Raw genomic sequence first — 22,331 nt, forward strand, 5'->3', positions numbered from 1 at the left:
ATTCGGGTAAACGTAGACCCGCCAACAGTTAATTTTAAGCTCCATGACCGTTATACGCAAGGGGGAAACAATTGATTTACAAGAGAAAAAGATAAGCTATAAACAAATACTAAAGGGAGTGTATCTATGGGCAAGGCAGCAGACAGCAAAGAGCAGCAGGTTGATTATTTAAAGAACCGATTAGATATGTTTTTGAATGTGATTGATTCATTAGATCCCGAATCAACAGACGTTGAGGATATAGACAGACTGATTCAGATGATTGACGACCTAGAAGCGAAATATGAACGGTTTAAAAACGATTGGAAGAAAGAATAGCTCGTACTCGCGCAATGCGGGATTTTTTCTTTAAATTGGCAGGTAAATAGGTGTATGAGTACCGGTCATATTCTGCACAATAGAAGAAAAACTGGGAAGTGACGAAAATGAAAAAATATATGCTAATCTGTTTGTGTGCGCTTTTTATTTCCACCCCCTTGTCAGAAGCAGCAGCCGTGTCCAACAAGCCCATTTACTGGGGATTTGCTAAAAACAAAGAGCACAAGCCAGCAGATGCCGGCAAGGAACTGACGGCACTCTTAAAAAAGTATGATGCATTCTATTTAGGAAACACGAAAAAGAAAGTGATTTATTTTACATTCGACAATGGCTACGAAAATGGATATACGCCCAAGATCTTAGATGTGCTGAAAAAGCATCAAGTACCAGGCACCTTTTTTGTGACAGGGCACTTCGTAAAGGACCAGCCGCAACTTGTGAAACGTATGGCAGAGGAAGGACATATCATTGGTAACCACTCCTATCACCATCCAGATTTAACGAAAAAGAGTATGACAGAAATCAAAGAAGAGCTAGACAGTGTAAATGAAGCTGTGTACAAAATCACGGGAAAACAAGATAACCTATATCTTCGTCCGCCACGTGGGGTATTCAGCGAAAGAGTTTTAAAGGAGACAAAAAAGCTCGGCTATCAAACCGTTTTCTGGTCAGTGGCCTTTGTGGATTGGCATATCCATCATCAAAAAGGAAAACAGTATGCCTACGATCAAATGATGAAGCAGGCACACCCCGGTGCGATTTATTTACTTCACACCGTCTCAAGGGACAATGCCGAGGCCCTAGATGATGCCATCACATCTCTGAAAAAACAAGGATACTCTTTTAAAAGCTTAGACGATCTTATGCTTGAAAAAGTATGGCATCTGCCTCAGCTATAGAAAAAAAGCTTGCAGAAGATTAGACTGACATAGCAGAATGAGACACAATTAAAACACACTATTAGGCTGACATGGTACCATAATATTTTTGGTGCGTGGTAGCCTAATTTTTCTTGGATACGCTCTTCATTATCATACTTGATGTAACGGTCAATTCGTTGTCTGACATCTTTTTCTGATATAGAGTTGAACTTTGTAAACATAAATTCCTCTTATTTGCATGGAATGATTCAATTACTGCGTTATCCCAGCAGTTACCTCGTCTGGACATACTTAAGGTGTTCAACCTGCCTATTCACTTTTTCCTCTTTGGATACATTGTCGTATCCATGCCCGAAGCTATATTGTTTTCCAATTGGCTGATCGAATCGATATAACCGATTTTATCGATACCACTTCATCCATGTTTTAATCTGAGACACATTCCTTATATTGTAATTATCCATAATTTGTTGATTGGTAAACTGTCCGCTTCATTTATCTTTCACAACAGCCCATTTAAAGCGTGAAACTAGGTGAAGCGGGTAATCAATGAGATAAATATGTTCCTGTAAGAAGAAACAAACGATTGCCTAATCCAGCTTAAATACCCTTGCTTAATAAGGTGCCATCTCCTTTTTTGTCGGCTTTTTAGGCAAGTCAACGTGAAGTATTAAGACAGACAAAAAAATGAAACGCATTTTCTCTCTTTGTCCAAGTCGTGATATACTAATGAGATGGAATAAAAAGAGGACAACCTAAAAAGGTTTGAGGTAGAACGGAGAGAATGAACGTGAAAGAAAAACAGCAAGGTACCATTCTGCAAAAGGGACAGCAGTTCCCGCTTACCATTAAACGCCTTGGTATTAATGGTGAAGGGGTCGGTTATTTTAAAAAGCAAGTGGTCTTTGTCCCAGGTGCGCTTCCTGGTGAGGAAGTCGTTGTTGAAGCAACAAATGTACAGGCGAAATATGCAGAAGGTACAGTCAGGAAAGTACGAAAGCGCTCAGAGCATCGAGTGAAACCGCCATGTCCAGTATATAAGGAGTGCGGAGGGTGTCAGCTTCAGCATTTGGCGTACGAGCAGCAGTTAAAGGAAAAACGTGATATTGTCATTCAATCAATGGAACGACATACAAAACTATCGGTCGAAAAGCTTGATATTAGGCCAACGATCGGCATGGAAGATTCATGGCACTACCGGAACAAAAGTCAGTTCCAAGTAGGACGGTCTCATAGCGGAGACATCATCGCAGGGCTTTACGGACTGAACTCTCATAAGCTTGTACCGATCAAGGAATGTATCGTCCAGCATCCAAAAACGAACAAAACAACAGGCGTTGTCCGCAAAATTTTAGAGAAATTCGGCGTATCGGTCTACAATGAACGGACAAGAAAAGGCGACGTGCGGTCCATTGTCGTGCGAGTTGGTTTTGAAACAGGCGAGGTACAGGTCGTACTTGTTACAGCTAAACCAGAATTTCCAAAGAAAAAAGAAATTGCGGAAGCCATTCAAAAACGACTGCCGGAAGTGACATCCATCATGCACAATATCAATGGTGAAAAAACATCGGTCATTTTTGGCCATAAGACATCACACGTAGCAGGCAACATGGTCATCCAAGAATTTTTAGGAGACGTCTCATTTGAACTAAGTGCCCGTGCATTTTTCCAATTGAATCCGAAGCAGACGTTAAAGCTTTACGATGAAGCGGAAAAAGCCGCCAAACTGACAGGGAAAGAAAAGCTCGTCGATGCCTATTGCGGCGTTGGCACCATTGGCATGTGGCTCTCAGATGGCGCAAAAGAAGTAAGAGGAATGGATGTCATCAAAGAATCGATTGATAATGCCAAAAAAAATGGCAAAAAGCACGGCTTGAAAAATGCGACTTATGTGACAGGAACAGCGGAATATTGGCTGCCAAAATGGGTTAAAGAAGGATTCCGTCCTGACGTCATCGTCGTTGATCCACCAAGAACAGGCTGCGACCACACCTTCTTAGACACTGTCAAACAAGTCAAACCAAAACGCTTTGTTTACGTCTCTTGCAACCCATCCACACTAGCAAAAGACCTGCAATACATGTCAAATGAATACCGAATCGACTACATTCAGCCAGTCGACATGTTTCCGCATACAGCGCATGTGGAGTGCGTGGTGTTGCTACAACGCCAAACTTTATAGAAATCCTTAGTTTTAAGCACTTTCACAAGCATTTTTTTTAGAAAATGGTGCAAAAACTAGAAATAAGGTAATGAAAGATCACATTATTGTTTCGGTGGTACTTAATCTGGGGTGTGGTTGAATACTTGATAATTCGAAACCCATATATATTAATGGCAAGGAGTATACTTTAACTGATTATAAAAACTATTTTGGTATAAAAAGAAGAAAGTAAAGAAGATGTTATCAGTTGTCTCGGTTTAACGGATATTCTAGAAGAGGTTAACAATATTTATAATTCACAAGACAGCACTTTTATATTGATATATGTGGAGCAGTGTAGCTGCCTGAATCTTTACAGTTTTCCTATGACTTTGCGCAAAAACAATATGTTTTATGCGGAAAGCTGGATTGCCATTATGGTGTGGATGCAGCCAGTGGTGAAGTGATTCCATTACAGGACATTTAATCTGAAAGAAGTAATGAAGAAAAGCACTTTACGCCTTTTTAAAGAACAGTGAAGAGCTGTTCTTTTTTTTGTCTATTTAACCTATTTTTTTGAAGAAAAATGGAATATTGTAGAAGGGTGTTGTCGTTTCATCACGAAGCATCGTGGTTGACTCAATGAGAAGAAATAGTTAGATCAATAAACATTCATGTCAGTACAATTAATCTCCAAGAAGAGAGAAAAACATGTCTCAGGTAGTATCGAAAATACGTAGGTCGAGACCTTATGATGAGTTTGATAACGTTTGTTTTTAGGTGAGTTTGAAGTCACGATAGAAGAAATTGAGGATATCCACCTTGATTACATTGCAAGTGTTTCGTCAGTTTTTGGTTGACCATTATCCTGCGTTACAAAATGAGCTTTGGCTAAAAGATGTTGATACTCTTCGAATCTCTCCTATTCTTCATCTATTTCTGAAAAGCAAGCTGCCAGAAGGGATTGAAAAATTCACTTGTGTGCTATTCACACAGCAGACAGGTCAAACAGCTGCTCTGCTCAAAGTATCTCTTCTGTTAGATGAACATGAGCAATCACTTTAATCGATTGATTTGATGAATGAACAGATAGTACTTCATTAAAAAGAAGGGCAGGAGAGCATCTCCTGCCTCAGCTTGTAGAGAAACCTATGTTTTTAGTGTAAAGAGAAGGCATTATTGTGTCAGCTTGATGGCTTGGTCCAGAACTTTTGCTCCGTTCATCATTCCATATGCCATTTGGTCAATGATATCTACCGATGTCTGGTATTGTTCCGCTCGTTCTGCAATTTGTGTTTTTAAATAGCGGACTTGCGGTCCGATCAATATGACATCAATATCATTCATATGGCTTTGTAAATCCGCTTCAGCATAAGCGTTGATTTCAGCGACTATTTCACGGCTTTCCGCTTCTTCTCTCATTTTTTTCACCAGCATGCTGGTCGACATGCCGGCAGAACATACAAGTGCTATCTTCATATTTATTTTCCACTCCTCAGTTTCTTGAATAAATGAATCATTTCTTTCGCTCATCTTTTACAGTCATTGACGTCATCAAATGGTCTTGTGCATGGATTAAAAGATGGGGTGAAAGGCCTTCCCCTTGTGCTTCTTGGATCTTTTGATTCCCTGAATCACACTCGTTATTTTTCACATGCTGTAAGCTTCCATTGCAGATGAATGCGCATTTCAAGCATGCAAGATGATTTCAAATGGGCCCTGTTCTAAGTGTAGTGTGTCCGCCATGAAATTCCCCCTTGTTTCATTATTTTGTTGCCTGATACAGAGCGGATCGTTCTGCCGCTTTAATGAATGGCAGGTAGAGCAAGACAGCCAGCACCAAGTTGAAGATTTGCAGAAAGACTCCCCGGATTGATCCTCCGGTTACGAGATAACCGCTGACAATCGGCGGCGTCGTCCACGGGAGAATGGCTACAGTTTTCGGAACGAGTCCACAGGCTAAAGCGATGTACGACGTAACCGTTAAAACTAATGGAATCAATAAAAATGGAATGAACATAATCGGATTTAATACGATAGGAAGGCCGAACAGAATAGGTTCATTAATGTTAAAAAGGCCAGGTGCGAAGGATACCTTTCCGATTGTTTTGTAGTGCTTCGATTTCACGCCGATGAAAATAGCAGCGAGCAAAGCCAATGTCGTCCCTGATCCTCCCATAAACACATAAGAATCAAAGAAGGGTTTGGTCACGATATAAGGCACTTCAAAAGCGCTCATTCCTTGTGAGAATAAATGCTGATTTTCCTGAATGAGGGGAAGATAGATGGATTCCATGATCGGTCCAAGAATATTTGTTCCGTGCAAACCGAAAAACCAAAGCAAATGATTTAAAAAAGTAAAAATCAAAGCTGATCCAATCGTGTTGGAAAGGCCTTGCAGCGGTTGCTGGATCGAGCTGAAGACTAGCTCGTGGATGCTTTGTTCGAAAAAATAAACGATCAGCGTGTTAAGTAATCCTGCTATCGCCAATATCACAGCAGCCGGTAATAAAGCGTTCAAGGATTTTGTAACGCCATCAGGTACACCATCAGGCATTTTGATTTTAAGTTTCTCATTTTGAGAGAAGAGCCTGAATGCTTCCGTTGATAGCAAAGCCACGATTAATCCAACGAAAAGACCTTGAGCCCCCAGCCAAGTCATTGAAAAACCAAAGTCTTCTGTCGTCGGTGTAAGTACGGCAAATGCCCCGACCCCGATTAATGCGGCAGAAAGACCATCAGTCTTATAAGACTCTGCAAGCTTGAAACTGATAGCTGCAACAGCCAGCAGACTTAATATAGCAAATGATCCATTCCATATAGCTCCGCCGGCAGCCTTCCATCCTTCTCCAAAAAGACCCGTCATGAAATCTTGAAATGCCGGTATAGGGAAATGATTGATCAGTATGGCAAGAGAGCCGATGATGATTAAAGGCATAATGGCAATGAATCCATCGCGTATGGCAATTAAGTGCCTTTGGGAGCCAATTCTTCCAGCGATCGGCATGATTTTAGATTCGATGAACACCATGGTTTTATTTTGTTTCATATTGTACAGCCTCCTCCTCAAAGAACTGGGGGAGATAACGTTTATGAGCCTCAAGCATTTCATTCATCACTAATTGGGCTTTATGATCAGATAGAATCAGCGGATTCATGATCATAGCGGAATATAATATGTTGTCATCACCCGTGATCGCTGCTTCGATGACTAATTGTTCGAATTTTTTCATAGAGATCACTGCCCCGCTGATTGAATCTGGCAGTTTTCCTACTGTCAGCGGTATGGGGCCGCTTTTTGTGATGACACTGTTGACTTCAATCACCGCATCATGTGGAAGGTCTGGTATGCTTCCTTTATTCCATGTGTTAACGGTCTGAATATCCATCGAATGATGATAAAGCGAGTTCATTAATGAGCAGGCTGATTCACTATAATAAGCCCCGCCGCGTTTTTCCAATTCTTTAGGCTTTTCATGGATGTCTGCGTCTTTGTATTTTTCAAACAACTGCTTTTCAACGTCCATGACGGCTTCTGCGCGTGTCCCTTTGTTTTTGTATGCTTCGATATCTTTTGCGAGCACATCTTCATACTGATAATAGTACTGATGATACGGATTCGGAAGCATCCGCAAAGAACGTAAAAATTGGCGATTCCAAGGTAGCATCGCAATATTGGAAGGAGAATAGTCTATTGTGTCATTCAATAGATGACCTATTGCCTCTTCTGTGCGGTCTACTCCGTCAATCCATACCTTTTGTCCGAAGACAAAATGGTTAAGCCCTGCGAATTCAATCATGACACGGTTCACATTCACGTCGAAAATCTCTGCAATGCTGTTTTTCATGTTATAAGGGATATTGCAAACCCCGATGACTTTTTGATGGAATCCATGTTTCAATAAAGCTTCAGTCACGATGCCTGCTGGATTTGTAAAATTGATCAGCCACGCTTCTGGACAAATCTCCTTTATATCGCGAGCGATATCCAGCATGACGGGAATGGTCCGCAAAGCTTTAAAAATACCGCCGGCTCCATTTGTTTCTTGGCCGATAAGACCATGGCTGAGCGGGATTCTTTCATCCAGCGCTCTGGCCTTCAATCCTCCGACTCTTATTTGAACCGTGACGAAATCCGCATGTTTAAGCGCTCTCGCACGATCTTTTGTATAGATCAATTCAATCGGAACATCAGCATGCTTGATCATTCGCTTCGCGAGTTCTGAAGTGATGCGTACTTTTTCTTCCCCTTCCTCAATGTCGACGAGGACAATCTCTTTCACTGGAAAATGCGGATATCGTTTGATGATACCTTCAATGATTTCTGGTGTGTAGCTTGATCCCCCGCCTATAATGACTAACTTCAGCGCCATAATCCTCCTCCTCAAATCTCTATTTTTGAAAGCGCTTTACACAATTGGAATTTAACATGTAGTAACAAATTTGTCTATACATATTTGTTATAATAAATTATTTTTTTTGAGAACTTTTTGTGTTATTCTATAATTAATAATTTACTCCAAAGGAGAAAATGAATGGCAAAGCAACCACAACTCCACAGTCGAATTAAACAAGATATTGTAGATAAAATAGAGAGCGGCTATTACCCGCCTGGGAGCCTGCTTCCGACGGAGTCCGAATTTTGCAAAATGTACGATGTCAGCCGAACAACGCTGCGGACCGCCTTGAACCATTTGCTTATGGAAGGAGCTATTTACCGCAAACAGGGGAAAGGGACATTTGTCGCCAAAGGAAAAGTAAAGCAGATTTTAAGTTCCAGCAATCTTCGCTATGCAGATCAATTAAAAGCGCAAGGTATTAAACCGAAAATCAAAGTTGTCGATTTGCAAAAATTAAAACCAGCCAAAAAGATCCAAAATTGCCTTGGGATTGATGGTGAACAAATGGTCTATCAGGTGAAGAGGATTCGGTATGCGGATGAGGAAGAAATCCAGTTTGAAATGGCCTTTATCAGAGCCGATATCGTGCCGGAGATAACAGAAGAAATGGCCAATATTTCACTGTACCAGTGTATTAACAGTCAAGGAAATACGATTAAAAGAACAGAAGAGCAAATCAAAATCTTTATTTCGGATGAAGAAATTGCACAGCATTTGAATATCACACAAGGTACGCCTTGCTTCCAGATTGCAACACAAACATTTTTGGTGTCTGAAGAAGTCGTGGAGTTTTCTCTGGCTTATTTCCGCGGAGACCGCGTTGAATTCTTCATAGAACGTGACTATGAAGAAAGAGGGGATGAAGGATGAAATCTTTGATCATAAACGCCGATGATTATGGATTTTCACGGGGAGTCAACCTCGGCATCATTGATGCGTTCCAGCGCGGTGTGCTCACATCGACTACGCTCATGACCAATATGCTAGAAATGGAACATGCCGTCTTACTTGCAAAGGAAAATCATGAACTTGGGGTCGGCGTTCACTTAACATTGACAGCAGGACGTCCGCTTCTCAGCGGCCTGCAAACGGTTACGGATGAAGATGGGAATTTTCGCAAGCTTTCATACTATCAAGGTTTTTTCGACATCGATCTTGATGAAGTGTATCAGGAATGGAGAGCACAGATAGAAAAAGCCCTTTCCTGCGGCTTGCATCCGACGCATATCGACAGCCACCATCATATCCATACATATGGAAATCTTCCCGAGGTGTTTGTGAAGCTGGCAAAAGAGTATGATCTTCCCTGCAGAAAGGTGAACGATCATCGTCCTTCCTTGTGGCAGAATGTGAGATCGAATGATGCCTTTGAGTTGAAAGTGGATCGACTGAAAGACTTATCATCTTTCCTTGATCTTCATCAAGACGCAAAAGTCATTGAAGTCATGTGCCATCCGGCTTATGTTGATAAATTACTGCTCGAAAAATCTTCATTCCATTATCCGCGGGTCTATGAACTTTCATTGTTGACAGACCCTTTGTTGAAAGCGGCTTTAATACAATGTTCGGATATTCGCCTTATTTCTTATGCCAGTCTTTAAATCTACAATTCTTTTGTAAAGGGCTCATGGTTATTATCAGCTTGCCGTTCTCAAAGTCTTGTCCAAGGCATTTCCAGCATTTAATGCAAAAACAGCATGGGTAATTCAGAATATTCATAACCTTGTCACAACAAATTTATGCGTCATCAAGCTTTTGCTTGAAGCTATTTTTGCCAAATAAGGTCCACACATACGGTTTGAAGCGGCATATGAAACCTAATAATGTAAGCGCTTTCTTACTGTTGTCTTCCGTGTCATCAGCTTCTAGGTTATGACAAGGCGATTATAAACCTATTAAAAAGGGGGTGAACAAAATAAGTTTCATTGATGAACAGTCAAAAAAATTGATGAAAAGGAGATGAAAAAAAGTGTTTTCAAACAAAAAGTTTCTCGTTCTTTCTTTCATTTTTGCGATGCTTTTCAGTCTATCTTTTTTTAATGGGGAAAGTGCAAAAGCCAGTTCTGACAAAAGTTATAAAATGATTGGCTACTATCCGTCCTGGGGAGCTTATGGAAGGAATTTTCAAGTATGGGACATGAATGTTTCTAAAGTCAGCCACATTAATTATGCATTTGCTGATATTTGCTGGGAGGGGAGGCATGGAAACCCTGATCCGATAGGCCCGAATCCCCAGACATGGTCTTGCCAGGATGAAAACGGAGTGATTGATGTTCCAAATGGATCAATCGTTATGGGGGACCCATGGATTGATGCGCAAAAGTCAAATCCCGGAGATACTTGGGATGAGCCGATTCGGGGCAACTTTAAACAACTATTGAAGCTGAAAAAGAACCATCCTCATTTGAAAACATTCATATCAGTTGGCGGATGGACTTGGTCAAATCGTTTTTCAGATGTTGCGGCAAATCCTGCGGCAAGAGAGAATTTTGCTGCTTCAGCAGTAGATTTTTTAAGAAAATATGGGTTTGATGGAGTCGACCTTGACTGGGAATATCCGGTTAGCGGAGGGCTGCCGGGAAACAGCACCCGTCCGGACGATAAGAGAAACTACACGCTACTCTTGCAGGATGTGCGCGAAAAGCTTGACGTTGCAGAAGCGAAGGATGGCAAGAAATACTTGCTGACGATCGCCTCTGGCGCCAGCCCTGAATATGTAAGCAACACTGAATTAAATAAAATTGCTAAAACCGTTGATTGGATTAACATTATGACCTATGACTTTAATGGCGGATGGCAAAATATAAGCGCTCATAACGCCCCATTATTCTATGATCCAAAAGCGAAAGAAACGGGAGTTCCAAACGCTGAGACATTTAACATTGAAAGCACCGTGAAGCGCTACAAGGAAGCCGGTGTCAAAGCGGACAAATTAGTGCTTGGCACTCCGTTCTATGGCAGAGGCTGGAGCGGTTGTGAATCTGCAGATGACGGAGAATATCAAAAGTGCGGACCGGCTAATGAAGGGACGTGGGAAAAGGGGGTATTTGATTTTTCAGATCTTGAAAAGAACTACATCAATAAAAACGGATATAAAAAATATTGGAATGATCGAGCAAAAGTGCCGTATTTGTATAATGCAGAGAATGGAAACTTCATTACCTACGATGATGAAAAATCATATGGATACAAAACCGATTTTATTCAATCAAACGGATTAAGCGGGGCTATGTTTTGGGATTTCAGCGGTGATTCAAATCAGACTTTGCTCAACAAACTAGCAGCCGATTTAGGGTTCGCTCCGGGTGGGGGTAATCCAGAGCCGCCTTCATCTGTACCAAGTAATTTGCGTGTGACCGAAAAAACCGCAACCAGTATCAGTCTGGCGTGGGATGCACCGAGTGACGGAGCAAACATCGCAGAGTATGTGCTGTCATATGGAGGCGGGTCCGTATCGGTCAAGGAAACATCGGCGACAATCGGGAAATTAAAGCCGAATACGACATACTCATTTACAGTATCTGCAAAGGATATGGACGGAAAGCTCCATACAGGTCCAACGATAGAAGCAGCAACAAACTCTGATCAAACATGTGGGTATAACGAATGGAAAGATACAGCCGTTTACACAAGCGGAGACCGAGTCGTCTTTAACGGCAAAGTGTATGAAGCGAAATGGTGGACGAAAGGAGAGCAGCCGGATCAGGCTGGTGAGTTGGGTGTATGGAAATTAATCGGTGATTGCAAAAAATCAGTTTAATAGAAAACGATAAAGAGAGAGTGGGCTCCCATCTCTCTTTATGAGAAAGGAGTATGATTGAAGTGAAAAGAATCGCTTTATTTACTTTGTCATCGATGCTGCTCCTGTCACTTTTGACCCCGTTCCAGAACATTTCCGCAGAGTCTCCAAACAAAAAACAGACTTGTCGTCCAGAAGGGCTGTGGGATTCGGGTATTGCAAATATTCCATATTGTGATGTGTACGATCTGGAGGGGCGCGAAAAGCTGGCCAATGATTTAGACCGCAGAATGATCGGCTATTTTACGGGCTGGCGTACGGGGAAAGGCTATCAAGATCGTTATTTAGTAAAGGATATCCCATGGAAGTACTTAAGCCACATTAATTATGCATTTGCTCATATCGGGGAGGATCATCGAGTTTCAATCGGGAGCGAGACGGATGCGAACAACCCGTCTCTAGGGATGACCTGGCCGGAGTATCCCGATATAAAGATGGATCAAACATTGCCATATAAAGGCCATTTTAACCTTCTTCACCAGTTTAAAAAGAAATACCCTGATGTAAAAGTATTGGCGGCAGTCGGCGGCTGGGCTGAAACCGGCGGTTATGTTGATAAGGATGGGAACCGAATACCAAGCGGAGGCTTTTACTCTATGACAACGAATGGTGATGGATCTGTGAACCACAAGGCAATCAACATCTTTGCCGAATCTGTCGTAGCGTTTCTCAGAAAATATGAATTGGATGGCATTGATATTGACTACGAATATCCCACAACCATGCAAGATGCCGGCAATCCGTTAGATTGGAGCATTTCCAACCCTAGACGAAAGGGATTAAATCAAAGCTTTGATGTATTGATGAAAACATTAAGAGAAAAACTTGATCAAGCATCTGCTGAAGATGAACAATATTACATGCTCACCATTGCGGCACCATCATCAGCCTATTTGCTGAGAGGGATGGAAACCTTTAAACCGCTCCGATATGTGGATTATGTCAACATCATGTCCTATGATCTCCATGGAGCCTGGAATGAGTTTGTCGGTCCTAACGCTTCCTTATATGATAACGGCGAGGATGAGGAATTAAAGCAGTCCAACATATACAGCACCCCGCAATATGGGGGGATCGGATATTTAAATACAGACTGGGCTTACCATTATTTTAGGGGAGCGATGGAGGCAGGCAGAATCAATATCGGCGTTCCTTATTATACGAGAGGCTGGAAAAACGTGAGCGGAGGAGTAAACGGTTTGTGGGGAAGGGCTAAAGGTTTAAATTGCCCTCCAGGCCTTACCAAATGCGGCGACGGGGCAGTCGGGATCGATAATATTTGGCATGACCAAGATGAGCAGGGAAATGAACTGGGAGCTGGAGCGAATCCGATGTGGCATGCCAAAAATCTCGAAAAAGGCATTGCCGGTTCTTATTTAGAAAGGTATGGACTAATCAAAGCCGATTTAAAAGGCTCTTACACTAGATATTATGACTCAGCGCTTGCTGCACCTTGGCTATGGAATGACGAAAAGAAAGTGTTTCTATCTACTGAAGATGAGGAATCAATAGAAACAAAGGCCGATTATGTCATTAAAAAAGGAATCGGCGGTGTCATGTTTTGGGACTTAAGCGGTGACTATGACTGGTATCCCGACAGAAATGACAACAATGGAGAGTATGGTATCGGCAGTACATTAACGAGAACCTTATATCATAAATTTGCGGAAGCGACACCATACGATAATCGGGTCAGCACGTCACCTTTACCTGGCGAATCACTTGATATCAATATCGAGTTTACCGATTATCCGTTAGGAGATCAAAATTACCCAATCCATCCGAAAATGAGGCTGACGAATAACAGTGATGTCACCATAACAGGAGGATCTGTGATCGAATTTGATGTGCCTACCTCTACTTCACCCCGAATTGGAAGCTGGAGCGGTGACCAGGTTGAAGTCATTTCTAAAGGGCATACAGGGCCGAACATTGGCGGGCTGACAGGAGATTTCCACCGCATCGGTCTGACCCTTTCAAATTGGAGGTCAATTAAACCAGGCGAGACAGAGGAGTTTCAGCTTGTCTATTACTTGCCTATCAGCGGACCATCTCATTTCACCATAACCATAGATGGTAAAAAGTACAGTCTGAAAGGCCAGTGAGGGAGGCTCCTATTCCGGCAAGCATAGCTGTAGCAAAAAACGAAGACAGGCCCGTTCCTGCTTTATTGTGCGCTGTTCTTCCAGTTTGTGAATGATCAAAGACTGATGCGGGTGCCTCTGTTGTATGAAGAACCTCCGTATACTCCATTCGTATGAACCTCAAGAGAGCATGGGCCGCTGCAATTCGTCCGTGAACTGCATTGCCCTCCGTAAGTATCCATCGCATATTGCAGTTTGTAAGTTTCTGTTACGGCGATCGATCCCTAATGCTGCCACTGGGTGCCCGATGGTTTGTCATCTGGATAGCCGCTGAAACGGTCATGCTTGTCCCAACGAGGGATGAAGGGGTGTATGAATATCCAAATAACCGACGGTGTTGCCAATTGGCTGACTGAGTTCGATGGCTCGATTTTCTCGACAGCCTGAGGCAGGAGAGCATCTCCTGCCTGTTTGTTTGGCATCACGCAAACAATTTCAACCCAACCACACCAATCACAATGAGCAGCAGGCTGAGTATCCGAATCATGTTTTTCGGTTCTTTAAATAGAATCATATTAAACAAGACTGAGCCAGCGGTTCCAAGTCCAATCCAGACCGTATAGGCGACGGAAACTTGAACGGAAGAGAACGACGCGTATAAAAACAAAAAGGATAAAGCAAAACCGCCGAAAAATAGTATCCCTGATGTGATTTGTTTTTTCTTACTAAACATATTCAAGCCAATGGTCCCGCCGATTTCGCAGGCAGAGGCTAATAACACAAAAAACCAGCCCATGTTATACCGCTTCTCCCTTCTGCTCATGTGCATCTCCATCGGACACTTTTAGTCCAATAATCCCGATGACCAAAATCCCCATAAACACTAGCTTTTCCAATGAAAAAGATCCGCCGAACAGCGCATAATCCATAATAGACGTACCGATTGTTCCAACTCCGGCGAACACGGCGTAAACCGTTCCTGTTGGCAGCTTTTCACAGGCTTTCATTAAAAAATAAAAATCAATTGGGATGAGGCAGATAATGATCGCCCACTCCCACACAGCATCTGCTTTATTTAAACCAAACACCCATAGTAATTCGAATAAACAAGTCAGTGCGACATACATCCAGCTTTTCTTCATGATATTTCCTCCTAAAATTGACGATTCGTCATTTTGAAGCCAAAAAAGAGCGTACAGCATGTGCTGTACTATGTGTTAAGGTGTTTCTATACCAAGTGCATAAAGGAGAAATTGCTTGACCTCTCGTTTTTGAATGAGGACCTCTTCTGTATCTGTTTCTGTAAATAAATACATTTGCTCAGCTGAAGATTCAAGTAAACCGATGATGAACTTCGCAGCGTAATGACAATTCAAATTCGTTCGTACTTTTTGGTCCTGCTTTGCTTTTTCTAAAAAAGCGGCAACCCATTTGTAAATCGGTTCATAAATATCTTCCCACTCCTTTAAATGCTCAGTTGCGGCTAAACCTGAATAGGTAAGGGCAAGGACATCACGGTATTGTCTTGTAAAAGAGAATATAAATTCAACAAGCGCATCTGCTTGATCGTGTACATCCGCATGCTGGGTTAATTCCTTTTCGATCGCAGGTACCATCTGTAAAATAAGATGCTCTGCGATGGCAGGCATGACAGACAGCTTTGAGGGAAAATATAAATAAAACGTTCCTTGCGCCACTCCTGCTGCTTTTACAATATCCGAAATGGTCGTCTTTTCAATTCCTTTTTCTTTAAACGCGTCAATGGCAGCAAGCATAATCTTTTCTCGTTTCGACATATGAACACCGACCTTAAAATGACTGAATGTCAGTCATTCTAACAGAAAACTGACGATTTGACAATATAGCATATCATTCATTGTGAGAATAAGTGATGAATAGATGTGGGCAGGCTTGAATAAGCTGTAATATGGTCAAGCATCACGTGAGAAAGGGGTAGCTCCCTCTATGACATCCAGCATCATGTTTTCAATTGCTTATTTTCTTCTGCTCGTCTCGCTATATATGAGAATGAGATACAGACAGGCAAAAAGGCACAATCGCTTTATCTATTTGCGAACAGAAATGGTTCTTTTCTGTCTGTTTGTTTATACAAATATTTTATTCTATTTGACGGTCTTTCCAAATCGTTTTTCCGCACCAAGAGATCAAGTGAGTGTCAATCTCATTCCTTTTCACTCAATTGATCAAAATCTTCACGCCTATCACCACGGTTATCCAAACCTTGTATTTTTAAATTTGGCAGGAAACATTCTTTTATTCGTGCCACTTGGGTTTTTCCTTTATCAAACGTTTCGGACAATGCGCTGGCAAAAGGCGGTGCTAGCCGGCTTTATCTTGTCAGCAATGATCGAAGTGCTTCAATGGATTTTTTCGCAATCTGGTATCATTACAAGAAGCAGTGATATTGATGATATCATCCTCAATACACTTGGCACAGCGATAGGCTGTATCGTGTATCAGATGTATCGACGAAGGAAGGAGAAAATTAGGTGAAGAGAGTTTGTGTGATTCCATGTGGCGTGAAGAAAATATGGGACGTGAATCCAGAGGCGGGAAGCAAGCCGGGCGAAACTTTTTTACTTAAGCCAGCTGCATCAGCATACGAAAAGCTATGCTCAAACATTTTTGTCAGACGGCTCGTCTTATCAGCGAAGCACGATTCTTAAAAGGAAGATGATATGGTTCATGAAAATTATGATGTGGCGTTTGGTACACCGCACGTTGAACCTCTCCGCACTGATGAGCTTGTTATACAGGTAGAAATAAATGTAAAAAGTGATCGACCCTTTATTACATCCTCATCAATAATCAATTCACATCTCCCAGTAAGCAGGGTTTTGATCATCAAAAAGAGAATAATTGAAGTAGCGATGTAAATGGTTTTATATCTTTTCAGCAGCCACTAGGATGTCCGCATCGCTCTTGAAGAGGTGGCTCAATGAAAAAGGGGGCGTATGAACATGACAACCATCTATTTAGCTGGTGATTCAACCGTTTCATCTTACCCAGATCGTCTTGTTCAAGGAGGATGGGGAGAGTTTTTACACCGCTATACAGCACGCGGCGTCAAAGTCGAGAATCGGGCGATCGGTGGAAGAAGCTCAAAAACATTCATTGAAGAAGGACGCCTTGATGACATATTGGCTGAGATTAAGCCAGGGGACTGGCTTTTCACACAAATGGGGCATAATGATGCTTCTAAGTCAAAGCCCGAGCGGCATACAGAGCCTTTTACGACGTATAAAAGCTATTTGTCTCAATATATTCATGGTGCCAGAGAGAAAGGAGCAACCCCGCTTTTATTAACCCCTGTAGGCCGTTTTCATGAAAAAGATGGGGAATATATTAATGATTTCCCTGATTACTGTGCCGCTATGAAAGAACTAGCCGATGAAGAAGAGGTTCTTCTCGTTGATTTAATGACCGCAAGTCTTCAATTTTATCAAATATGTGGTATAGAGAAGACAACCTCTTTTTTTATGCTGTCGACAGGCATTGATGATCGCACGCATTTTACAAAAGAAGGGGCAGATGCGATTGCAAGACTTGTTTCACTAGAACTAAAGGATCTTGGTTTAAGTATTGTGTGATGAATGACAGGACGAGTGAACGCTCTGCCGGTTCTTTTTTTGAAAAAAGCGATTGATTCCCTGAACCAGAGCAGACATTACACATGATAATCAATATCACTTATGAGTAGATTGATCAATGAAAAGCTGGAGGGACTCAAGTGACAGATCAGCTTGAATTGTTTGACGTCACAAATTATTGGTGGCGGTTCAGCAGGGATGTACACCGCCTTTTATAGTGGGATGTGGGCGGTTTGTCGCCAACAAGAGTAGAACAGCTGATTCAGCAGCTGGAGACGCAGTTGAAAACATTCGATCCAGAGATTATGCCAAATATTAAAGGATGCCTTTTTAAGGGTATCCTTTTTTGATAGGCAGAGGGAACTTTTTGGCAAGTGAGACGTAGTGCATATAGAGGTGAAACATATGCAAAAATACATAGAAAAAGAACTATTTCTCTTATTTATTAGACACGTATTTATGGCATTTTACTTTTTGGTGTTTCCGTTTATCGCACAAGTCTTTTTTGTACCGTCTCCTTTATTGATCGCTATCATCGCACTTTTTATTGTTCATCACCTATTAGAAAGTATCATTTGGTTTTATAAATCGAGAAACATCGGGAAGCGCCAGTCAGGGGATATATCGAAACGGGGGCATGTCTTTGTTCAGCTCGTGCAAAGGATCGAACAGCTCATCATGCTCGGTTTTGTTCTTTTCTTGATCAGCGAATTGGTAAATGGAGGAGCAGATATCTTTACACTCTCACTATCTATTTTTCTATTATTGGTTGTTTTCCTACATCACGTTCAGTTTTACTACTTTCAAATTTTCTTTAAGTCAAAAAACGGGTTCTCCTATGTTCCCTCTATGCAAAAGGCTCGTCCTTCTTACATTGTGAGGGAGCGAATTAGATCGATCAGAAGGGAGCAGTCATGTTGAAGACTCCAACTCAGAATAATGTGAAGATATATGTAAAGTACCTTCCTTTGATAGGCCTTTTAAGTAGCATCATTCTTTTAGTATATTTTTTTTGTATTGAAAGGGTAAATTATGATATTGGCTGGGGGATTTTATACTGCATGATGCCTTTTTTAATATATTCGGTCACATCCTTAATCATTAAGAAAAAAAAGACTTAAATTAATTGTAGCCTAAATCTGTTTTTCATAATGAAAAGAGATATGAGGAGATATTTATGAAAAGTGTAATGAAATATACAGTGATTATTCTGTTTATTAGTCTATTTTTCTATTAATATAATATATTTAGACCTAGAAATTTTCTGTATTTAGTAGTTGCTCCGGCTTTCTGCTTTTTTAATGTTCATTTTATTGAAAAGCTTTTTAACATAAGTAAGCGTTAAGCTTCCTTTGTTGAGGCCTAGCTAGATCAAGATCAAGCTGCTTCAATCACATATGGGCTCAAACATACTTATTAACTACTGCTTTAAACGATCATCATCAGAAAATTATGATAAAATGTGGAAAAGAAGGTTGGAGAAAGGGAGTGAGAGCGAGTGAAAGCAGTTGGACTATTTGAGTACTTGCCTATTGAGGATGAGCAAAGCCTGATCGATCATGAGGTAGCAAAGCCTAAAGTAGCTGGCAGGGATGTGTTAGTGAAGGTAGAGGCTGTGTCGGTGAATCCGGTTGACACAAAGGTGAGGGCACCGAAAGATCAGAAGGAAGAAGAATTAAAAATTCTTGGCTACGATGCAAGCGGTACGGTTGTTGAAGTAGGCGAAGCGTGTACGTTGTTTCAGCCTGGTGACCACGTGTACTATGCGGGAGATATCACGCGCCAAGGCTCAAATAGTGAGTACCAGCTTGTTGATGAGCGCATTATTGCGAAAAAGCCTGCTACTCTCTCATTTGCACAAGCAGCGGCGATGCCCCTCACGATGATTACCGCATATGAGGCTTTATTTGACCGGATGCGGGTAAAGCGAAATGCAGAAGGATCGACTTTGCTCATCATCGGTGGTGCAGGCGGGGTGGGCTCTATTGCCATACAACTGGCCAAATTAGCGAAAGCAACTGTCATAGCCACCTCATCAAGACCAGAAACAAAAGAATGGTGTCTGTCATTAGGTGCCGATCATATCATTGACCACTATCAGCCGCTCCTGGCACAGCTTCAGGAAAAAGGGATTGGTGAAGTTGATTTTATTTTATGCTTAAATGATACAGACGGGCATTTCAAAGGCATGGCAGAAGCCATTAAACCACAAGGGACGATCTGTACCATTGTTGAAAATCAACACAACCTAGACATTCAATTGCTCAAAAACAAAAGTGCTGCATTTGTATGGGAATTCATGTTCACGCGGCCAATGTACGAAACAGAAGACATGATCAGACAGCATGAGCTTTTAACAGAGGCAAGTGAGTTATTTGAACAGGGAAAATTAAAGCATACCTTAACAAAGGTTCTGAGTCCTGTGAATGCTGCCAATTTGAAACAGGCACATCAAACGCTTGAACAAGGGAAGATGATCGGAAAATTTGTGTTAGAAGGATTTTAAGAGGAGGGGCAGGAAACGACGTCATTACAATATACGATTGGTTTATATAAACCGGTTGAACGATAAGACAGCTGATTCATCACGTAGCGGATATTCATCTGAATGCTTATTTGCGATTCAATCTCTCTGACAGAAGTTCACCGCATATACGTCCATTCTATCAGGACGGGTTTACCTCACTTCCAGATAGCATGACACCAATTAGCCTACCGCTGCCTTTGATTAGCAGTCTGTATCACCGGTGGGTCACTTTACTTCGTGGGATGTTAGAGGAAAATTTCAACGCTTCTTATTATCACGCTGCCGATCAACAAACGCTGTCCTTATATGATGTAACAGGAATGTACGTCTGGCATTCACAGCATCATCTTGCCAATATGACGTAATTAATCAACAGAAATAAGTGGAGTTGAAGGAGTAGAAATATGACTGGTAGAAAAATTGTCGGTGCCATGTTTATATGCATGGCCGCATTGTTTTATCTAGCAAAACACGTTCTTTTTGAGATTCATTATTTTAGAATGAGTGTTGATGACGAGGTAAATAAATTTCAACTGTTTGAAGAGGTGCTGCCGGGTGGTACATGGATCAGCATCATTTTTCTCATCCTTGGTTGCGCCTATCTCTTATGGGATGACAGGGGGATTATTCAAAAAAACTTCATCCTCTCAGATAAACAAGTGAAAGAAGAAATAAAAAAGACGGACCTCAAGTGATATGATCCCTCTAAGTAGACAGTGTAAAAAGCCTAAGAACATATTTTGGCTGTTACACTATACTTGGAGGGGATTTTTTATGGCGAGAAAAGGACAACATTTTCAACACTATTCGAAAGAATTTAAGATGAAAGCTGTCAACATGTACGAAGAAGGAAACAGAAGTTATCAGTCATTATCTGAAGAATGAGGTCTCCGAAGTGCCACTCAGCTAAAAAATTGGGTCAGAAAACATCGTGAGGGACAATCTTTTGAAAACCAAAGAGGAAAATAGACAAAGTCAGAAAATCCTTTTAGAGGACGCCCTAAATCCAGATTTAAAAGTGTTGAAGAAGAGAGGGACTACTTAAAGGCACAGGTAGAATACTTAAAAAAGCGTTTTCCAAATCTGCACGGGGAGGACGGATTTTGAAGACTGCACGGTTTGAAGCTGTTCATGCATTAAAGAATCTTTATCCGTTGACATGGCTCGTTTGTATCGCCAAAGTATCACGATCGGGGTATTATAAATGGTTTAAGAATAAAAGGATTCGAATGGAACGGAAAAGAATGAACCACTCTTAAAAGAGCACATGATGGCCATTCATCATTCACATCCCTTCTATGGCTATCCTCGGATCACAGTCGCTTTAAAGAAAGAAGGATTTCACATCAACCATAAGCGTGTCTACAAGTTGATGAAAGAGATGAACATCCAATCAATCATTCGAAAAAAACGTCGTTATTTTGGAAGGAAGGTTTCTGTTGTCCAACCAAACAGACTAAACCGGGAATTCAAAACCAATCAATACAATCAGTTATATGTAACTGATATTCCCTATATTGCTTGCCAGCACCGTTTCTATTATTTTTCTGCTATACAAGATCTGTACAACAATGAAATCGTCGCTTGGAAACTGTCATCTTGAACTGGTCATGAAGGGGCTTCCAATACACAAAAAAGCATATCAAAAGCGACTAGAAAACGTTTAAAGGGCAGTTCATTCTCGAAGAGGAAACTGCCTAGATAATGCATGTATCGAATCATTTTTCTCTCATCTCAAAACAGAGAACACTTACTTTTCTTCGTGTCAAACTAAAGAAGAGCTTCATAAGCATAGAAGAATGCATTCAATTCTATAATCACGATCGATTCCAGAAAAAATTAAACCAGTGTGCGCCGGTAGAATACCGTCACACACTGGCAGCGTAGGCTGTTTATATGTGTCTACTTGACAGGGGTAAGACCACAAGTGACCGTCTTTTTCCTTTCCTCCTTTTATCCACGTTCGGGACGAAGTGCCTTTTCTAATATGGCTAGACCTTCATTTACTTTTTCTTTTTCCTCATCATTTAGCCGTTGCAGGGAATTTTTAATTTTTTCGTGTCCTTTTTGATAAATGCTTCGAAAAATATTTTTGGCTTCCTCTGTTAATTCTACGACAATGATTCGTCTGTCTCGCTCAGAATGTTTTCGCTCGACAAAGTTGGACTGCTCTAAACGATCAAGCAGGCCTGTCATATTGGACAAAGAAGCCCCCATTTTTTCAGCAATTACGGATACCTTGAGAGAGCCATGGTTATTGAGCAGCATGAGCACCTTCATTTGAGGCATACTCATATCAAGCTTCATCCATTCAGAAACATCTCCAAGTCCTGCAGCAGTGAGCACTTTCATATAAAGCACCCATGTCTTTTTTTCCTCAGGAGATAGGATTTCCTCTTTTAGTACGGTGGTGTCATGAATATTATATTCCACGCTTGTTCACTTCCTTTAAGGGGCTCTTTTCTTTATGTTACTTATTTTTACTTCTAATTGAAAGTATCACGAAGCTTTTGATTGTGAAATTGCAAGAATCAAGTGGAATTTGTTGTATAATAATGTTCAGTTGAA

Annotated in this window: 22 protein-coding genes and 4 pseudogenes; 17 read left to right on the forward strand and 9 right to left on the reverse strand. The window is 41.3% G+C overall.

Features of this window, described 5'->3' with window-relative positions:
• Positions 1-126 precede the first annotated feature (126 nt).
• The 4 genes from LC033_RS11465 to LC033_RS11480 all read left to right on the forward strand — a co-directional run bounded on the left by LC033_RS11465 (position 127) and on the right by LC033_RS11480 (position 4,407).
• Positions 127-318 (forward strand): SE1561 family protein, encoded by a 192-nt coding sequence (locus LC033_RS11465; RefSeq protein ID WP_226568493.1) that lies wholly within the window; start codon positions 127-129, stop codon positions 316-318.
• Positions 319-425: 107 nt separating this feature from the next.
• Positions 426-1,217 carry a delta-lactam-biosynthetic de-N-acetylase gene (pdaA, locus tag LC033_RS11470; protein WP_226568495.1) on the forward strand — a complete coding sequence of 264 codons (792 nt, stop codon included), beginning with the start codon at positions 426-428 and terminating at the stop codon, positions 1,215-1,217.
• A 766-nt stretch (positions 1,218-1,983) separates the two neighbouring features.
• A complete protein-coding gene (rlmD, locus tag LC033_RS11475) occupies positions 1,984-3,381 on the forward strand; it encodes a 23S rRNA (uracil(1939)-C(5))-methyltransferase RlmD (RefSeq protein ID WP_226568497.1) in 1,398 nt (465 codons plus the stop codon).
• A gap of 783 nt (positions 3,382-4,164) precedes the next feature.
• Positions 4,165-4,407, forward strand: a complete 243-nt coding sequence (locus tag LC033_RS11480) for a hypothetical protein (protein ID WP_226568499.1) — start codon at positions 4,165-4,167, stop codon at positions 4,405-4,407.
• 111 nt (positions 4,408-4,518) lie between these two features.
• Here the strand turns inward: LC033_RS11480 and LC033_RS11485 are convergent, their stop codons facing one another.
• The 4 genes and pseudogenes from LC033_RS11485 to LC033_RS11500 all read right to left on the reverse strand — a co-directional run bounded on the left by LC033_RS11485 (position 4,519) and on the right by LC033_RS11500 (position 7,715).
• Positions 4,519-4,821: a PTS sugar transporter subunit IIB gene (locus tag LC033_RS11485; protein ID WP_226568501.1), complete on the reverse strand. Its 303-nt coding sequence runs from the start codon at positions 4,819-4,821 to the stop codon at positions 4,519-4,521.
• A gap of 2 nt (positions 4,822-4,823) precedes the next feature.
• Positions 4,824-5,088, reverse strand: a pseudogene (locus LC033_RS11490) (PTS lactose/cellobiose transporter subunit IIA).
• Positions 5,089-5,107: 19 nt separating this feature from the next.
• Complete coding sequence (gene celB, locus LC033_RS11495; protein ID WP_226568503.1) at positions 5,108-6,391, reverse strand: PTS cellobiose transporter subunit IIC; 1,284 nt, start codon at positions 6,389-6,391, stop codon at positions 5,108-5,110.
• A complete protein-coding gene (locus LC033_RS11500) occupies positions 6,378-7,715 on the reverse strand; it encodes a 6-phospho-beta-glucosidase (protein ID WP_226568505.1) in 1,338 nt (445 codons plus the stop codon). The genes celB and LC033_RS11500 overlap by 14 nt, the downstream gene beginning before the upstream one ends.
• Before the next feature lie 162 nt (positions 7,716-7,877).
• Between LC033_RS11500 and LC033_RS11505 the strand changes: the two genes are divergently transcribed.
• The 4 genes from LC033_RS11505 to LC033_RS11520 all read left to right on the forward strand — a co-directional run bounded on the left by LC033_RS11505 (position 7,878) and on the right by LC033_RS11520 (position 13,646).
• Entirely contained in the window at positions 7,878-8,612 is a 735-nt protein-coding gene (locus LC033_RS11505; protein WP_226568507.1) for a GntR family transcriptional regulator, read from the forward strand.
• The gene (chbG, locus tag LC033_RS11510; RefSeq protein ID WP_226568509.1) at positions 8,609-9,343 is read left to right on the forward strand and encodes a chitin disaccharide deacetylase; all 735 of its coding nucleotides are present in this window, start codon (positions 8,609-8,611) and stop codon (positions 9,341-9,343) included. Before LC033_RS11505 ends, chbG begins: the two co-directional genes overlap by 4 nt.
• A 413-nt stretch (positions 9,344-9,756) precedes the next feature.
• Entirely contained in the window at positions 9,757-11,502 is a 1,746-nt protein-coding gene (locus LC033_RS11515) for a glycosyl hydrolase family 18 protein (RefSeq protein ID WP_226568589.1), read from the forward strand.
• A gap of 53 nt (positions 11,503-11,555) precedes the next feature.
• Positions 11,556-13,646 carry a glycosyl hydrolase family 18 protein gene (locus LC033_RS11520; RefSeq protein WP_226568511.1) on the forward strand — a complete coding sequence of 697 codons (2,091 nt, stop codon included), beginning with the start codon at positions 11,556-11,558 and terminating at the stop codon, positions 13,644-13,646.
• Between the two features lie 95 nt (positions 13,647-13,741).
• On the opposite strand, the pseudogene LC033_RS11525 reads toward LC033_RS11520, so the two are convergent.
• From LC033_RS11525 to LC033_RS11540, 4 genes and pseudogenes are all read right to left on the reverse strand, one after another.
• Positions 13,742-14,051 (reverse strand): annotated as a pseudogene (locus LC033_RS11525) (trypsin-like serine peptidase); the annotation flags it as partial.
• Between the two features lie 55 nt (positions 14,052-14,106).
• The gene (locus LC033_RS11530) at positions 14,107-14,421 is read right to left on the reverse strand and encodes a DMT family transporter (RefSeq protein WP_226568513.1); all 315 of its coding nucleotides are present in this window, start codon (positions 14,419-14,421) and stop codon (positions 14,107-14,109) included.
• A 1-nt stretch (position 14,422) separates the two neighbouring features.
• Entirely contained in the window at positions 14,423-14,767 is a 345-nt protein-coding gene (locus tag LC033_RS11535) for a DMT family transporter (RefSeq protein ID WP_226568515.1), read from the reverse strand.
• Positions 14,768-14,842: 75 nt separating this feature from the next.
• On the reverse strand, positions 14,843-15,421 hold the full coding sequence (locus LC033_RS11540; protein ID WP_226568517.1) for a TetR/AcrR family transcriptional regulator: 579 nt from the start codon (positions 15,419-15,421) through the stop codon (positions 14,843-14,845).
• A gap of 169 nt (positions 15,422-15,590) precedes the next feature.
• On the opposite strand from LC033_RS11540, the gene LC033_RS11545 reads away from it, so the two are divergent.
• From LC033_RS11545 to LC033_RS11585, 9 genes and pseudogenes are all read left to right on the forward strand, one after another.
• The gene (locus LC033_RS11545) at positions 15,591-16,139 is read left to right on the forward strand and encodes a VanZ family protein (RefSeq protein ID WP_226568519.1); all 549 of its coding nucleotides are present in this window, start codon (positions 15,591-15,593) and stop codon (positions 16,137-16,139) included.
• Complete coding sequence (locus LC033_RS11550; RefSeq protein ID WP_226568531.1) at positions 16,136-16,312, forward strand: hypothetical protein; 177 nt, start codon at positions 16,136-16,138, stop codon at positions 16,310-16,312. Before LC033_RS11545 ends, LC033_RS11550 begins: the two co-directional genes overlap by 4 nt.
• A 294-nt stretch (positions 16,313-16,606) precedes the next feature.
• Entirely contained in the window at positions 16,607-17,236 is a 630-nt protein-coding gene (locus LC033_RS11555; protein WP_226568533.1) for a rhamnogalacturonan acetylesterase, read from the forward strand.
• Between the two features lie 140 nt (positions 17,237-17,376).
• Positions 17,377-17,544, forward strand: a pseudogene (locus LC033_RS11560) (thioredoxin reductase); the annotation flags it as partial.
• Between the two features lie 97 nt (positions 17,545-17,641).
• Positions 17,642-18,157, forward strand: a complete 516-nt coding sequence (locus LC033_RS11565; protein ID WP_226568535.1) for a hypothetical protein — start codon at positions 17,642-17,644, stop codon at positions 18,155-18,157.
• A gap of 577 nt (positions 18,158-18,734) precedes the next feature.
• Positions 18,735-19,742, forward strand: a complete 1,008-nt coding sequence (locus LC033_RS11570; RefSeq protein ID WP_226568538.1) for a zinc-binding alcohol dehydrogenase family protein — start codon at positions 18,735-18,737, stop codon at positions 19,740-19,742.
• Between the two features lie 71 nt (positions 19,743-19,813).
• Positions 19,814-20,128 (forward strand): DinB family protein, encoded by a 315-nt coding sequence (locus LC033_RS11575; RefSeq protein ID WP_312887869.1) that lies wholly within the window; start codon positions 19,814-19,816, stop codon positions 20,126-20,128.
• Positions 20,129-20,167: 39 nt separating this feature from the next.
• Positions 20,168-20,458 (forward strand): hypothetical protein, encoded by a 291-nt coding sequence (locus LC033_RS11580; RefSeq protein ID WP_226568543.1) that lies wholly within the window; start codon positions 20,168-20,170, stop codon positions 20,456-20,458.
• A 79-nt stretch (positions 20,459-20,537) separates the two neighbouring features.
• Positions 20,538-21,650 (forward strand): annotated as a pseudogene (locus LC033_RS11585) (IS3 family transposase).
• A 66-nt stretch (positions 21,651-21,716) separates the two neighbouring features.
• Here LC033_RS11585 and LC033_RS11590 read toward each other — a convergent pair.
• Positions 21,717-22,196, reverse strand: a complete 480-nt coding sequence (locus LC033_RS11590) for a MarR family transcriptional regulator (RefSeq protein ID WP_226568565.1) — start codon at positions 22,194-22,196, stop codon at positions 21,717-21,719.
• Positions 22,197-22,331: the final 135 nt, after the last annotated feature.

The sequence above is a fragment of the Bacillus stratosphericus genome, from assembly GCF_020524495.1.
Lineage (GTDB): Bacteria > Bacillota > Bacilli > Bacillales > Bacillaceae > Bacillus > Bacillus stratosphericus_B.

Excerpts from the sequence above, each read along its gene's own strand:
- LC033_RS11485 (WP_226568501.1), bottom strand. The coding sequence starts at position 4,821 with ATGAAGATAGCACTTGTATGTTCTGCCGGCATGTCGACCAGCATGCTG.
- LC033_RS11535 (WP_226568515.1), bottom strand. The coding sequence starts at position 14,767 with ATGAAGAAAAGCTGGATGTATGTCGCACTGACTTGTTTATTCGAATTA.
- LC033_RS11530 (WP_226568513.1), bottom strand. The coding sequence starts at position 14,421 with ATGGGCTGGTTTTTTGTGTTATTAGCCTCTGCCTGCGAAATCGGCGGG.
- LC033_RS11520 (WP_226568511.1), top strand. The coding sequence starts at position 11,556 with ATGATTGAAGTGAAAAGAATCGCTTTATTTACTTTGTCATCGATGCTG.
- LC033_RS11505 (WP_226568507.1), top strand. The coding sequence starts at position 7,878 with ATGGCAAAGCAACCACAACTCCACAGTCGAATTAAACAAGATATTGTA.
- celB (WP_226568503.1), bottom strand. The coding sequence starts at position 6,391 with ATGAAACAAAATAAAACCATGGTGTTCATCGAATCTAAAATCATGCCG.
- LC033_RS11540 (WP_226568517.1), bottom strand. The coding sequence starts at position 15,421 with ATGTCGAAACGAGAAAAGATTATGCTTGCTGCCATTGACGCGTTTAAA.
- LC033_RS11580 (WP_226568543.1), top strand. The coding sequence starts at position 20,168 with ATGACTGGTAGAAAAATTGTCGGTGCCATGTTTATATGCATGGCCGCA.
- LC033_RS11565 (WP_226568535.1), top strand. The coding sequence starts at position 17,642 with ATGCAAAAATACATAGAAAAAGAACTATTTCTCTTATTTATTAGACAC.
- LC033_RS11500 (WP_226568505.1), bottom strand. The coding sequence starts at position 7,715 with ATGGCGCTGAAGTTAGTCATTATAGGCGGGGGATCAAGCTACACACCA.
- LC033_RS11465 (WP_226568493.1), top strand. The coding sequence starts at position 127 with ATGGGCAAGGCAGCAGACAGCAAAGAGCAGCAGGTTGATTATTTAAAG.
- pdaA (WP_226568495.1), top strand. The coding sequence starts at position 426 with ATGAAAAAATATATGCTAATCTGTTTGTGTGCGCTTTTTATTTCCACC.
- chbG (WP_226568509.1), top strand. The coding sequence starts at position 8,609 with ATGAAATCTTTGATCATAAACGCCGATGATTATGGATTTTCACGGGGA.
- LC033_RS11545 (WP_226568519.1), top strand. The coding sequence starts at position 15,591 with ATGACATCCAGCATCATGTTTTCAATTGCTTATTTTCTTCTGCTCGTC.
- LC033_RS11515 (WP_226568589.1), top strand. The coding sequence starts at position 9,757 with ATGCTTTTCAGTCTATCTTTTTTTAATGGGGAAAGTGCAAAAGCCAGT.
- LC033_RS11555 (WP_226568533.1), top strand. The coding sequence starts at position 16,607 with ATGACAACCATCTATTTAGCTGGTGATTCAACCGTTTCATCTTACCCA.
- rlmD (WP_226568497.1), top strand. The coding sequence starts at position 1,984 with ATGAACGTGAAAGAAAAACAGCAAGGTACCATTCTGCAAAAGGGACAG.